Source organism: Paenibacillus abyssi, from assembly GCF_014640295.1.
Lineage (GTDB): Bacteria > Bacillota > Bacilli > Paenibacillales > Paenibacillaceae > Paenibacillus_D > Paenibacillus_D abyssi.
On record NZ_BMGR01000004.1, the window covers coordinates 309840 to 323901 of the forward strand.

A 14062-nucleotide genomic window follows, 5' to 3' on the forward strand; every position below is an offset into this window, starting at 1 on the left:
TTCAATTAGAAACGCTGTTCGCGAATATATGGCTGTCCAAGCGCCTCCGGCGTGCCGGAAGGCTTATTACGATTGCGCCAGCCAAGAAACATAAGAACCAATATCGTAACAACATAGGGAATCATCTTTAAAAAATACGGGGGGATATCGCTGCCGGTCAACTGAATACGGAAGCCGAGCGTATCCAGCACCCCAAAGAAATAAGCGCAGAACAGTGCGCGGATCGGATTCCACCTTGCAAAAATAACAAGCGCGACCGCAATCCAACCCCTTCCCGCCGTCATCCCTTCGATCCAGGTCGGGGAATACACTAACAGCATATTTGCTCCCGCCAGCCCAATCAGCGCAGCGCCCACGATGACATAACCGTATCGAAATAACTGTACGCGAATGCCCATAACATCGGCGGTAGCCGGATTATCACCCAATGCTCTCAGATGCAGCCCCCATGATGTCCGATGAATGAACACATGCATAGCGATAACAAGGACAAAGCTGACCCAAGTGAAGAGATTCAAATTCGCGAAAATCGGGCCGATGACCGGGATCGGCTCAAGCCAGGGCAGTTGCAGCCTCGGCACCGTCGTGCCAAGCGGCTGGCCGCTGACCGATTTGCCCAGATAGGCGCTAAAACCTGTGCCGAAAAGCGTTACCGCCAGTCCGCTTACAATCTGATTCGCACGCAGTGTCACACATAAAAAAGCATGGATAAGTCCAAGCGCCGCACTTACGCCAAATACCGCCAGCAAGGCCAGGCTCAAGCTTCCGGTTTGCAGATAGGTCAGGCATGCGGTTACCGCCCCCATCAGCATCAAGCCTTCGGCGCCTAGTTGTATAATGCCTGCACGCTCGTTCATGATGCCGCCTAATGTGGCAAACAGCAGCGGAGTGCCGGCAGCGATCGCTGCAATCAGCAGCTGCGTGGTTAATTCCATTCCAAGTCGCCTCCCATCAGCCGCCGCTCCGAAGCCTGAATTTGGAGAGCATGTCTCCTGCAATTAAAAAGAAGAGGATCGCACCCTGCAGCATGGACGAAATAGAAGACGGCAGCCCCATCGTCTGAACGCTGTACCCCCCAACAATCAAGCCGCCGAACAGGACGGAAGATACGATTAATCCAAGCGGGTTCAGCTTGGCGAGCCAAGCAACGATAATCGCGGTATATCCATACCCCGGCGAGATCCCGTACATGAGCCGGTGCGTGACCCCGGAAACTTCGGCCATTCCGGCGATGCCGGCCAGGCCGCCGCTGATCAGCATAACGATCAGAATATGCTTATTAATGTTGATGCCGGCATTTTTGGCGGCATTGCTGTTGGCACCGATCAGCCGCAGCTCATACCCCCATTTGGTATAACGGATCGTCAGAAAATAGAGCAGTATCGCAATCAAGGCAAACACCAGTCCCAGGTGCAAACGCGTCGTGCCCAAAACCGGCAGCGACTGGGCTTCGGTAAACATCGGGGTCCCCGGAAAGTTAAAGCCCTGCGGGTCCTTCCAAGGTCCGAATACGAAATAATCCAATGCAAGCAGGGCGACGTAGTTCAGCATCAGCGAAGTGATAAGTTCATTTACGCCAAAATAGGTTCGGGGAATCGCCGTTAACAGCCCCCAAAAGCCTCCTGCCAGCATCCCGAACACCAGCATCAGCGGAATCGTCAGGACGGCGGGCAGATCGGGAAAATAAATAATGACCGCTGTCGCGCCCATCGCGCCCGCAGCGAATTGCCCTTCCGCTCCAATGTTCCATATCGATATCCGGTAAGCAATCGCAACGCCTAAGCCGCACAGCAGCAGCGGGATCGCTTTGACGAGCGTTTCGGTGATTCCAAAAGAGGAGCCGAATGCGCCGGTTACCATTCTCATATAGACCGTAATGGGATTCATGCCGTTGATCGCGATAAACACGGCACACAGCAGCAGGGCGAGCGCGACAGAAAGAATGGGGGTCCACCATGGCGCACTTGATCTCGACGGGTCCAGCTCCAGGCGGAATGAGAAGCGTCTCTTCATACCGGAGGTCCCGCGCTGTGAAGCCGCGGCTTCCGTAGCGGGCAATTGCCTCATACCGCTGCCTCCCCGGCCGTGCTTAAGCCTGCCATCAGCATCCCGATGCGCTCCCGGTCGGCATGCTCCGCGCTTATCTCACCGATGATCTGTCCGTTGTAGATGACCAGCACCCGATCGGAAAGCTGGAGCACCTCATCCAGATCCTCCGAGATCAGCAGCACCCCGCTGCCAGAATTGCGAAGCTCGTTCAATAAACGGTGAACGCCTTCCGTTGCGCCGATATCCAGTCCCTGCGTAGGGTGAACAGCTACCATGAGACGCGGTTTGCGCGTAATTTCCCGGGCAAAAAGCAGCTTTTGCTGATTCCCGCCTGACAGCTGCTGTACGGGCGTTTCCAGATCCGGCGTTTTCACATCGAACTGTTCGACCAGCTCCTGCGACCACATCCGGTTTTTGCTTGCCCTTAAGAAACCAAGCCTGGAATGATCCTCCGTACGATACGATTTAAAGAGCAGATTATCAACGATGCCAAGGCTGCCCGCCAGCCCGCTTTTCATGCGATTCTCAGGAATATGGGAGATGCCCGCTTCGATGGCCGATCTTACGGAGGCTGTCTTTATTTCTTTTCCATTGAAGTGAATGCTGCCGCCCTTCCAAGCTCTAAGCCCTGTTAATACTTCGGCGAGCTCCTTCTGTCCGTTGCCGGCTACACCGGCTACTCCGACGATCTCCCCTTCATGGACACGAAGCTGCAGCGCGCTCAGTGCTTTTCGGCCATGATCGGCTTCAACATCCAGTTGTTGAACGTTAAGCAGCAGTTTCCCCGGGATGGGCCGCTTTTGCTGTTTCGTTAAGACAATTTCCCTGCCAACCATCAACCGGGCCAGCTCGCGCTCATTCGTCTCCGATTTGTTGATCGTCGTGATCATCTTCCCTTTGCGCATGACCGAGATCCGGTCTGAGGTCGCCATAACCTCCTTCAGTTTGTGGGTCGTAATGATGACCGATTTGCCCTCCCGCTTCATGCGTTCCAGCGTCTGAAACAATTGCTCCGCCTCTCCCGGCGTCAATACGGAGGTCGGCTCGTCAAGAATGATAATCCGCGCGCCGCGGTATAACGTCTTTACAATTTCCACCCGCTGCTGCTCTCCGACCGACAGCTGCCAGATCGGCCGGTCTACCGGAAATGCAAGGCCGAATCGCTCGGAAATAGCTTCGATCTCCCGCTGCTTCTCTTTCATCCACCTCGCCCCGCGCCAGAAGGAGGATTTCTCGCCCAGTACGACATTCTCCGCAGCGGTCAAGCTCTGCACTAACCGGAAATTTTGAAATACCATGCCGACGCCAAGCGCCATCGCATCTTTTGGAGAATGGATTCTCACTCTCTTTCCATCAATGGAAATATCTCCCGCATCGGCCCGGTATACGCCGGACAGCATGCTCATCGTGGTGCTTTTACCGGCTCCGTTCTCTCCTAACAGCGCGTGAATCTCACCTGCATACACTTGAAAATTCACATGGTCGTTGGCGATGACCGGACCAAACCGCTTCACAATGCCCTGCATATCGACGGATACGATGAAAGACGATCTCAATTCTGTGGCCCCCTTAAGCAAAATACCTCCCGGATTTTAAGAAAAACTCCTTACGGAGTTTTTCGAAACATTCTGAATATTAAATAACGGTTATTGCGGAATCGTACCCTCGACGCCTTGGACAAACCAGCTGCTGCTCAAAATTTCCTCATCGCTCATCATGGCGCCTTCCGCAACTTTAACCTCGCCTGCGGCATCAAGGATCGGCCCGGTGAACACATGCAGCTCTCCGCTGGCGATCTTTTGCTTCGTTTCTTCCACAAGCTGTTTCACGTCTTCAGGAACGCTCGGACCGAGCGGCGCCAAGCCGACCATGCCGTCATTCAGATCGCCTACATACGGCTCGCTGGTCCAAGTGCCGTCTATCACTTCCTGCACCACTTTCACATAATACGGGCCCCAATGCCAGACCGGGTTGGTCAAGTAAGCATCCGGCGCAAATCTTGTCATGTCAGACCCGTTGCCGCCTGCCATTGCTCCGCGCTCTGCCGCTGCCTGCAGCGTGGCCGGCGAATCCTGATAAGCCAGAAGAACATCCGCGCCTTTATCTAGCAGGCTTTCCGCCGCTTGACGTTCTATGGTCGGGTCGTACCATGTATTGGACCATACGACATTGACCGTAACATCGGGATTGACGCTGCGTGCACCAAGCGTAAATGCATTGATGTTATAAATGACCTCCGGAATCGGGAAAGCTCCGATATAACCGATTGTATTGTTCTTTGTCATCTTTCCGGCGGCAATGCCGGAGAGGTAGCTTGCTTGATAATTTTTTCCAAAATACGTCCCCATATTTTCCGATGTCTTGTAACCCGATACGTGCAGGAACACGACCTCCGGGAACTTATTCGCGACATTAAGGGTATAGTCCATGTAGCCAAAGCTCGTCGTAAATATAATGTCATGATTTTGCGCCAGCTCCGTGATAACACGCTCCGCATCCGCGCTTTCCGGCACGTTCTCCACAACATCGGCTTTAATGCCCAACTGCTCTTCCAGATACAGCCTGCCTTGATCATGCTCATAAGTCCAGCCGCCGTCTCCCGGAGTCCCGATATAGACAAAAGCTACACGAGGCAGTTCCTTTTCGGGTTCAGCCGCTGGCGTTTCATCCGCCGGTGCATTGCTTCCCGCCTCGTTATTTGTGTTATTTGCCGGTTCCGGTGGAGTTGACGATTGCTGTGCGCACCCCGCTAACACAAGGGTTAGGATAAACAATAAAATAAAACCGCCTTTGAATCGATAACTCTCCTTCATACATTTCCTCCTCGCGGGATCAGTTAGTAACACCGCTCAATATAGCTCAACTATAATCCCGCGATAGATCAACGTCAATTTACCTAACACTTAATTTGGAAACCCTTATAAATTGTAATCATTTTCATTGTGCACGATGCACTGCACCATAGAAAATCCTTTATCGAATAACATGTACCTCACACAAAACAAACGCACTGTTAAAGAATTTACTTTCTCGGTCTTTTCAAAGCCCCCTTATCTTTCTCTGCTGCTTCCTCCTTCCGAAAACCACCCTTTGAACCCCATTCCAGCACAACTCCCCGGTAATCTGAAGATTCAAATATTTCCTTCGCCCCTTTATCTCCATCCAATCGTTCCAAAACAGGAAATAACGTTTTATTGAACAGTGCGGGAGGCATTGGCGAGCCATCATTACCGCTAGCAGCAAAATCCAGTTCCGGATGCTCACGCAGCACGGAGATCATTCGTTCGATCGAATCCGCCTGGATAAGCGGCTGATCGGCCTGTGCCACCAGCAGCGCATCAGGCTTAGCAGGCAGCACCGCGTTCATCCCGCACCGCAGCGAAAAAGAAAGGCCCAAGTGCGCCGTGAAAGAAGTCTCTGTCCGCCATCTCTCCGTATCCTCCGAAGCAGAGGGCAGCCAACCAAGCGGATCATCGGCCCGCACTACAACAATCAACGGATCAATTCCGCAGCGCATTAATTGCTGAATCGCAGCGCCTCCCACCGTTTTACCTGGCGAAAGTTCTTGAGACAGCTTCGGTTCCCCCCTGCGCCGGCTCTGGCCGACGGCCAAATAAATCCCCGCCACCTTCATATCGTATCCCTCCTGTAGCATTCCTTGATGCATGATTCCTCTTGGCCTGTACAAGCTCCGCAGCTATACTGACAGCAATCTCCTCCGGGCCTTCAGCCCCGATCGGCAACCCGACAGGCGCATGAAGCGAGTCTGGCGCGTTCAACCCGTCTGCCAAAAGAACGATTCTTGCTTTTGACCCCATCACGCCGATATACACCGGAGCGACCTTGATTATGGCCGCCAAGAAATCCTTATCCCGCCGAAATTGATGTCCATCAGATCCGCTCCAATAATCGGCGCAGCGCATGATCCGCTTCTTTCAGCACGACTTTCTTATCCATCGTCCGGACAATCCGGCCCTCCATCACAATCTCCCCGTCAATGAGCACAGTATCGACATCTCCGCGCGTCGCCGCATATACTACCCGCGAGAACCAGTCTGCATCAAAGGAAGGGTAGACATGGAAGTCTTCCAAATCGAGCAGTTGCAGATCGGCGAGCTTCCCTTCTTCTACACTGCCGATATCCCGCTGCATACCCAGCACCTCCGCGCCCCCCATTGTTGCCATACGAAGAACCTTCCTTGCATCCATGACCGTCGGTCCATGCTGAACCTTTTGCAAAAACGCGGTTAACCGCATCTCTTGAAACATATCCAGATTGTTGTTACAAGGCGCGCCGTCCGCGCCGATCCCGACAGCTATTCCTTCGCCATGCAGTAAAGCGACCTGGGCGATGCCCGAAGCCAACTTCATATTCGATCCCGGACAATGCGTCATTTTGACGCCGCGCTCCCGAATGATCTTTCTTTCCTCCTCATCCAGCCATATGCAGTGAGCAAGAATCAGATTCGGACGGGCAAGGCCTATATGGTCCAAATAAACGATATTGCGCATCCCCCGTTCCGCTTCAACGATCGCGATCTCCGTTTCATTCTCCGAGGCATGGGTGTGTACCTTAACACCGTATGATTCAGATAAATCCCTTACACCGACCAACAGCTCTTCCGTGCAAGAAACAACAAAACGCGGACAGAATGCGTATTGAATTCTCCCGCCTGCAGCGCCATGCCACTTTTCCAGCAGATCGACACTCTTTTGCAGCGACTGCTCCGTATCTTCCTGCAGCGCCGGCGGCACCTCTGTTCCGTGATCCATCATCACCTTACCGGCCACAGCCCGGATCCCGCTTTCCCGAATCGCCAGAAAAGCCGACTCGGTGTGATTCACAGTCTCCATATCCAGTATCGTCGTCGTGCCGCTGCGGATCAATTCGCCGATCCCAAGCATCGCCGAATAATAGACGGAATCCTCGCTATGCGCCGCTTCAAGCGGCCAAATCCGTTTGCGAAGCCAATCGATTAAAGCCATGTCATCGGCCCGTCCGCGAAACAGCGTCTGACATAAATGAATATGTGTCTGTACAAATCCGGGCAGCAGCACTTTGCCCTCGGCTTCGATCGTGATGTCGGCCTGCGCATCCAGATTAGCGCCCACTTTTGCTATCCGGTTCCCTTCAATCAGCACATCTCCATGCAGCACATCATCGGTAGCGTTCATCGTCAAGATCACTGCGTTCCGTATAAGCTTTCTGCCCACAACGACTCCTCCTGTCATCTCAACCGTTTCTTCGAATCGCCGGAGCTGCCGGACACTGCCGAATCACGCGCCAGCAGTTGCCTGAACAACAGCGCCAGCTTCAAGCGGAGCAGGTCATTGATTTTTTTGAAATCAACCTCAAGCATTTCGCTTAATTTCTCTATTCGGTAGGCCGCCGTATTCCGGTGAACAAACAACCGCTTTGCCGCTTCATTCACTTGGCCGTCGCTTTCGATATAGATCTCCAGCGTACGCAGCATCTCCAGCGCGCTATCGGAGTCCTTTGCAAGAAGCTTGCCGAGTATTTTATTGCAATACAGCTCCATTCTCTCCGGGGAAACCTGTTCGAAAATATAGGCGAGCTCGAGAGAATGGCAAAATACCACAGCCTCTCCGATCCCGAGTTCTAACGCCATGCGCAGCGTTTCCTTCACCTCGGCGAACGCCCCCTTCAAATCCGCCAAGCTTGATTTACGTCCGCCTACCGCGGCTTTGGGCAGCTCCCCCCCTTTTATATCCATACTGTTGAAGCATGCATGCAAAAGCTCGGTTAACCTAGCCGTCCGTTCCTCCCGCCCGTTCGGATAGATGGATAACACTCCCTCTTCCATCACAACGTGAATGCCATTCATCTCCTGAACCGCCGGATGACTTAAATACTCATCCTTCAACCGCTCCAGCAGCAACTGCCTGGAGGACATATCCCCATTGCAGGAAAAGTCCGCCAGCGCACACAGGAACTCCCCTTCAAACAGCTCAAGATCAAGCTTCTTCGCAAAATCAGCCAATACATCAGCGGCAATGCCATGATTGAGGTAGCGTTTAATTAGCATGCCGAAATCTTTATGCAGCGAACGCTCAAAATAATCCTCATATCTAAAATTCATGTGAAAGGAAATTAACTCTGCCGCTTGATAGAATAAGCCTTCTTCAATCGTCATATGAATGGATTCCGAGGTAAAAAAAAGCGCAAAGCCTGTGTTAACCTGATGTTTTACGAACGGTACCCGAAATGCCTGCGCCTGGCCAATCCTCATCCATTGGTTGCGATTGAGCCACGGCCATCCCTGCAGCAGCAGGCTGTCTGCAATGCCGGAAGCATTATAGACCATCTGTCCTTTTGAGCCCACGATCGCAATGGGATAACCGATGACACCTGACATATCGTCAAACAACTGCCTGTTATGATCTGATTGCAGAGCAAAGCGCATCAATTTCTTCTGCTTCTCCACAACCGTATGCAGTGCGTGCGTATTGCGCTGCATCTCTGCCCGAAACAACCCGTTCATCTGATCGGAAAACGTAAATTGATAAGGAAGCTCAATCAAAGGAAAGCCCAGATCATTCGCCAGAGCGACCATCGGCTGCGGTATAACATCCCAAAAGCGCCCCAGCTTGATGCCCAGCCCCGAGGAGCCGCGCCGGTTCAGCTTGTGAAGCAGCTGCGCCGCGTCCTCTGGAGCATCCTTGATTAAAAAAGCGGTCGTAAACAGCATCTCCCCTTCTTTAATCCAATCTGTAATGTCCGGCGCATCCATCACATTCACCGATTTGACGATCCGCCCTCTCCCCTCCGTTCCGGCAACAAGCTTGCCTTCGGATAACGGATATACCGACATCGCTTGCTCCACAGTCAAATACACGCCGTTCACCCCTTTGTCAGCCCGCATTATACTGCAACTTTGATCTTCAAAAGGATACTCATGGTTACGTTACAAATATGTTACTTTAATTAACATTATAGGAGTGATTTATGATTTGATCAATGAATTAATGTTACTATATCTAACATAAACGTAACAAAAATAAAGCGTCACACTAGCTTGATATTTCGTGCGGGCTGAGCTGCCAGGCAGTGTATAGTCGGCTGGGGATCACTATTGCGTGCAGGCTGAGCTGCTTTGGGGTGAATAGTCGGCTGGGGAGGCTCTGAGCCAATATTATGATAGCTGATCAAAAAAAACCTGACGGAGCGTTATCCGTCAGGTCACTTTCATTAAAAATTAAAATAATGCTTCGCATTGTTATAGGAGATGTTCTGCACCATTCCGCCGAGCAGCTCCATATCCGAAGGAGCCTCGCCGCTCTCTATCCATTCTCCGAGCATGTTGCACAGAATTCTTCTGAAGTACTCATGTCTTGTATAGGACAGGAAACTGCGGGAATCGGTCAGCATGCCGACAAAACGGCTGAGCAGACCGAGATTGGCAAGCGCATTCATCTGATCGATCATGCCTTGCTTCGTATCATTGAACCACCATGCGGAGCCAAGCTGAATTTTCCCTGGAATTCCGCCGCCCTGGAAGCTGCCGATAATGGAGCCAAGCACATCATTATCCTTCGCATTCAAGGAATAAAGAATCGTCTTAGGCAGGGAATTATCTGCATCCAGCGCATCCATCAATCTCACGAGCGGATAGGCAACCGCGCTGTCATTGATCGAATCAAAGCCGGTATCAGGTCCTAATCGGCCGAACATACGGCTGCTGTTATTGCGATGCGCATTAATGTGGAACTGCATCGCCCAGCCTCTGCTCGCGTACAGCTTACCGAGATGCACCAATGTATACGTCTTGTATTTCTTCTCTTCTTCCAAACTTACGGCACTGCCTTTAAGCGCTTTGGCAAAAATCTCGGCAACCTCGACCTTGGATGTCTCCGCGTAGGCGACATAGTCGAGTGCATGATCCGAAACTCTGCAGCCGGCATCGTGGAAGAACCTCACTCTGGCTTCGAGAGCCAATAACAGCGAATCATAATCGCGGATCGACATTTCCGCAGCCTCTTCCAGCTTGCCGATCCAATCAATGAAAGTAGGGCGGTTGATTTCAAGCCCTTTGTCCGGACGGAACGAAGGCAGTACCTTCACATCGAAATCCGGCAGCTCTTTAATTTTCAAATGGTATTCGAGCGAATCCGTCGGGTCATCCGTCGTGCAGATCACCTTCACATTGGATTTCACAATCAGGTCCCTTGCTTTGAAGCCGCTTTCAGCGAGCTTGGCGTTTACCTTCTCCCAAATAACCGGCGCATTCTTTTCATTGATCAGCTCATCAACGCCGAAGAAACGCTGCAGCTCCAGATGCGACCAATGGTAAAGCGGATTGCCGATTGTGTTCGGCACGGTTTTCGCCCATTCCAGGAAACGTTCATAGTCGGAGACGCCTTCCCCGCCGGTCACATATTGCTCTTCCACACCATTGGCCCTCATTGCCCGCCATTTATAGTGGTCGCCGTATAACCATGCTTCTGTCAGGTTGCCGAATGATTTGTTCTCGTAAATCTCCTGAGGACTGAGATGACAATGATAATCGATAATCGGCATGTCCTTCGCGTATTCGTGGTACAAACGCTTTGCAGTCTCATTTGATAACAAAAAGTGTTCGTCTAGAAATGGTTTCAAATCTGATTCCCGCCTTTCAGTTTTTCGACTAATGGAATTTCACCAGTTCATCCACTTTAACGGCTTGCCCTGTCTGGATCGAACGATTCGCGGCGATTCCCGTAAGAATGGAACGGGCACCGTCTACATGATTGGCCGCGCGATTGAACTTGTCTTCAACCGGTGTACCGAACAAATCATTCAACAAAACAGGATCACCGCCGCCATGTCCTCCCTTGCCTTCTTCCACCTCAACCTCATATGGAGCGGCAAACATCGGATAGACCGTAATCGTTTTCCCTTTTAATGCGCCTTCCAGAGATTTCTCCCCGCCTGAATTCACATAGGATTGCTCGACGATCGACATTTCGAGACGCCCTTTGGTCCCGTTAAAAGCGATCCGATAGCCTTCCCATGGGAGATATGCATTCAAGGAGTAGGTCAGAATCGCATTATTCTTATACCGTACCATGACTCCCATCGTATCTTCAATATTTATTCCGTCACCGAATACACTTTGATCCCGGCGGTAGCCGTCTTCGTGCTCTGCATCAAGGTACATGGACTTGAGGTGGTCGTTCTTATCCAGATGCAGCGCGAACGGATCATCCTGCGCATTCTCATTCCCTGTCGCACGCTCATAAAACTGCGTCACACCGCGCTTTTCCGCATTTTCTCTGCCATAGAACAGCAAATCGCCGAAGGCAAATACAGTATCTGGCTGGGAGCCGATCCAGAAGTTAACCAGATCAAAGTGATGCGTCGATTTGTGAACGAGCAGCCCGCCGCTGTTATTCTTGTTGCGGTGCCATCTGCGGAAGTAATCGGCGCCGTGCTGCGTATTGAGCAGCCATTCGAAATGAACCGAAGTCACCTGACCGATCGCACCGTCTGCGATCAACTCTCTTGCCTTCGTATGATGCGGGGCATACCGGTAGTTGAACGTCACACGCACATTCCGCCCGGTTCTTTCCACCGCATCGATGATTTCCTGGCATTTCTTCTCATCGACGGTCATCGGCTTTTCTGTAATGACATCACAGCCAAGCTCCATTGCCCGGATAATATACTTATGATGCGTGCGGTCCACGCTTGTAACAATAACATAGTCAGGTTTTTCCGTTTCAATCATCTGATCGAACTCATCCGATTTGTACGTGCGGACAGCATGATAATTGTATTTATCCGTCAGACGTTTATTCGCGTAATTCATGCGGGTTTGATTGATGTCGCAAAAAGCGAGCAGTTCGGAGGTTTCTCTGAAATCGGTTGCAATTGCGGAATAAAAAAACTCGGCTCTTCCTCCCGTGCCAACCAATACATATTTTTTCTTTTCTCCCATCTCATATCACCCTTTATCTCATAATAGGTATCATGTATCATCCCCTTTATCATAACGCATTGAAATGGTATAATTCTCTTGATTTCGTGCTTTTTTATTCAGAAACCCCGCATATTTTGCGCAAATTAAATCAGGTGGAGATAAACGATGAATCCTGTTTCAGAAACGGAAATGTTAAGCTTCGGCAGGCTGCCCGAGCTGTTTGTCGAATATGTGCGCCGCTCCGGACCCTATACGATGGGGGCCGATCACTTTCACGACTATTACGAGATTTATTACATGCTCTCCGGCAAACGAATTTATTTTGTAAAGGATCGATCGTATACAGTCGAGCAGGGCGATCTTGTATTCATACCCAGAAATGAGCTGCACAAAACGCTTTATGCCGGCGAGGCTTCGCATGAACGTGTCATTATTCATTTTGACGACCGGTTTCCGCAAGCTGTTTCCAGCCTGCACGCTTCCTTCCTGCTAAGCCCATTTCATCAAGCCGGGCCTGTGCTCAGGCTGCCGCGTCAGGAACAGCTTATGGTCGATCAGCTGATTCGCCGCACGCTTACCGAAATCGAGTGCAGGAGGGCCGGCTACGAGATGGTACCGGCCCATACGATAACGGAGCTCCTGCTCATCGCCGCCCGTTATGGACAAGAAAATGACCTCTCCCCATTACATCATGACACACCCTTGCACAGCAAAATATCCGAGATCGTCCGTTATATCAATTTGCATTATGCGGAGCCGATGAAGCTGGCGTCGCTCTCCGAGTTTTTCTACATCAGTCCTTATTATCTCAGCCGCATGTTTAAGGAAGTAACCGGGTTCTCCTTCACGGACTATCTGATCTTAACACGAATTAAGGAGGCGCAGCGCCTGCTGCGTGAATCGGAGCTGAAAATTACCGATATTGCGGCGGCGGTCGGATTCGATAACTTCTCCCATTTCGGAAAAACGTTCAAAAAAATAACCCGCGTATCACCGCGGGATTATCGTAAAAAGGAATATGGAATTGTAAAATAGCGCCCCTTATTTAAGCATAGGTACGTGCCGAGGTTTTCAACAGGTCCGCAAAGAATACCAAAGCCAGCCCTTGTCCCCAGCCCTGCACCCGTTTCTTGGAGGTGTCCTTGTATCCGTCTACATTGTGCATAACCGCCGTACCCGCGGACACATTCATAACGGAGCCGTCTTCCGACACTTGCGACAGCATCCCTTGTATCGACTTATTCACATACTTATTGTAGAGGCTTCCTCTGGACAGCAGGGCAGCGGCGATGCCGGCGGAGCCGGACGTTTCCGGATAGGAGCTTGGATCATCCAGCACAGTATGCCACAGCCCTTCATCCGATTGCAGCCGGACGAGCGCACTCAGTTGGTCGCGCAGCGAGCCTTCGATGATCATGAATGCCGGAAGCGCAACATCGACAATCTCGAGCGCTTTAGCCATCGTAAGCGCCGCCCAGGAATTGCCGCGTGCCCAGTAAACGCCTGACATATGATTCTGCGCAATATGATCCCAGCCGTGATAATACAAATTGGTGACCGGGTCCTGCAAAAAGTTCTCATGGCCGTGATACTGCTTGATTCCGTCCATCATATAGTCGTCCCTGCCGAGCACTTCGCCCATGCGGACGAGGAACAGGCCGGCCATCATCATCGTATCGACCCATGCTTGCTGCGGGAAGTTGTAGTTTTCGGAATTAACGGTATGCTGGAAAATCCCATCTGCGAACCGTTCTGCATCATGTTTAAGATATTCGGCCATCTGCGTTGCGACTTCAATATACCGATTGTCGCCTGTAGCCTTGTAGAGCGAAATTAAACAATGGCCGATCGAGACGCCATTTACGGACAGCTTCGGCAGTCCGTCCTCCAGCTTTTCATCCACCCATTCCTTAAGCAGCCCGATATATTTCTCATTCCCCGTCGCTTCATAGGCGCAGGCTACACCGTAAAAGGCGACCCCTGCAGGCCAATCCCAATTAAAATCCATACGGAATGTCCGGTCGACTATCGAGTCGATCACCGTTCTGATCTGCTGTTCATCAAATACAAGTGGCGGCATGTCCAATTCCCCT

12 protein-coding genes are annotated in these 14062 nt (G+C 51.4%); 1 reads left to right on the top strand and 11 read right to left on the bottom strand.

All coding sequences use genetic code 11. The features are described 5' to 3' along the window. Positions 1–5: 5 nt before the first annotated feature. The 10 genes from IEW11_RS08150 to IEW11_RS08195 all read right to left on the bottom strand — a co-directional run bounded on the left by IEW11_RS08150 (position 6) and on the right by IEW11_RS08195 (position 11987). Entirely contained in the window at positions 6–935 is a 930-nt protein-coding gene (locus IEW11_RS08150; protein WP_188530556.1) for an ABC transporter permease, read from the bottom strand. A gap of 16 nt (positions 936–951) precedes the next feature. Next, positions 952–2067: an ABC transporter permease gene (locus IEW11_RS08155; protein ID WP_188530557.1), complete on the bottom strand. Its 1116-nt coding sequence runs from the start codon at positions 2065–2067 to the stop codon at positions 952–954. Continuing rightward, the gene (locus IEW11_RS08160) at positions 2064–3575 is read right to left on the bottom strand and encodes an ABC transporter ATP-binding protein (RefSeq protein WP_188530644.1); all 1512 of its coding nucleotides are present in this window, start codon (positions 3573–3575) and stop codon (positions 2064–2066) included. Before IEW11_RS08160 ends, IEW11_RS08155 begins: the two co-directional genes overlap by 4 nt. A gap of 120 nt (positions 3576–3695) precedes the next feature. Further along, positions 3696–4862 carry a BMP family ABC transporter substrate-binding protein gene (locus tag IEW11_RS08165; protein WP_188530558.1) on the bottom strand — a complete coding sequence of 389 codons (1167 nt, stop codon included), beginning with the start codon at positions 4860–4862 and terminating at the stop codon, positions 3696–3698. A gap of 209 nt (positions 4863–5071) precedes the next feature. Beyond that, on the bottom strand, positions 5072–5683 hold the full coding sequence (locus IEW11_RS08170; RefSeq protein ID WP_188530559.1) for a nucleotidyltransferase family protein: 612 nt from the start codon (positions 5681–5683) through the stop codon (positions 5072–5074). After that, entirely contained in the window at positions 5598–5972 is a 375-nt protein-coding gene (locus tag IEW11_RS08175; RefSeq protein ID WP_188530560.1) for an XdhC family protein, read from the bottom strand. Before IEW11_RS08175 ends, IEW11_RS08170 begins: the two co-directional genes overlap by 86 nt. Continuing rightward, entirely contained in the window at positions 5941–7263 is a 1323-nt protein-coding gene (locus IEW11_RS08180) for a 5'-deoxyadenosine deaminase (RefSeq protein ID WP_188530561.1), read from the bottom strand. The genes IEW11_RS08175 and IEW11_RS08180 overlap by 32 nt, the downstream gene beginning before the upstream one ends. A 14-nt stretch (positions 7264–7277) precedes the next feature. After that, positions 7278–8933, bottom strand: a complete 1656-nt coding sequence (locus tag IEW11_RS08185) for a PucR family transcriptional regulator (RefSeq protein WP_229725031.1) — start codon at positions 8931–8933, stop codon at positions 7278–7280. Positions 8934–9259: 326 nt separating this feature from the next. After that, on the bottom strand, positions 9260–10666 hold the full coding sequence (gene uxaC / locus IEW11_RS08190; RefSeq protein ID WP_188530562.1) for a glucuronate isomerase: 1407 nt from the start codon (positions 10664–10666) through the stop codon (positions 9260–9262). Positions 10667–10694: 28 nt separating this feature from the next. Then, a complete protein-coding gene (locus tag IEW11_RS08195; protein WP_188530563.1) occupies positions 10695–11987 on the bottom strand; it encodes a Gfo/Idh/MocA family oxidoreductase in 1293 nt (430 codons plus the stop codon). 147 nt (positions 11988–12134) lie between these two features. Between IEW11_RS08195 and IEW11_RS08200 the strand changes: the two genes are divergently transcribed. Next, positions 12135–13004: a helix-turn-helix domain-containing protein gene (locus tag IEW11_RS08200; protein WP_229725033.1), complete on the top strand. Its 870-nt coding sequence runs from the start codon at positions 12135–12137 to the stop codon at positions 13002–13004. 10 nt (positions 13005–13014) lie between these two features. On the opposite strand, the gene IEW11_RS08205 is transcribed toward IEW11_RS08200, so the two are convergent. Next, entirely contained in the window at positions 13015–14049 is a 1035-nt protein-coding gene (locus IEW11_RS08205; protein WP_188530564.1) for a glycoside hydrolase family 88/105 protein, read from the bottom strand. Positions 14050–14062: the final 13 nt, after the last annotated feature.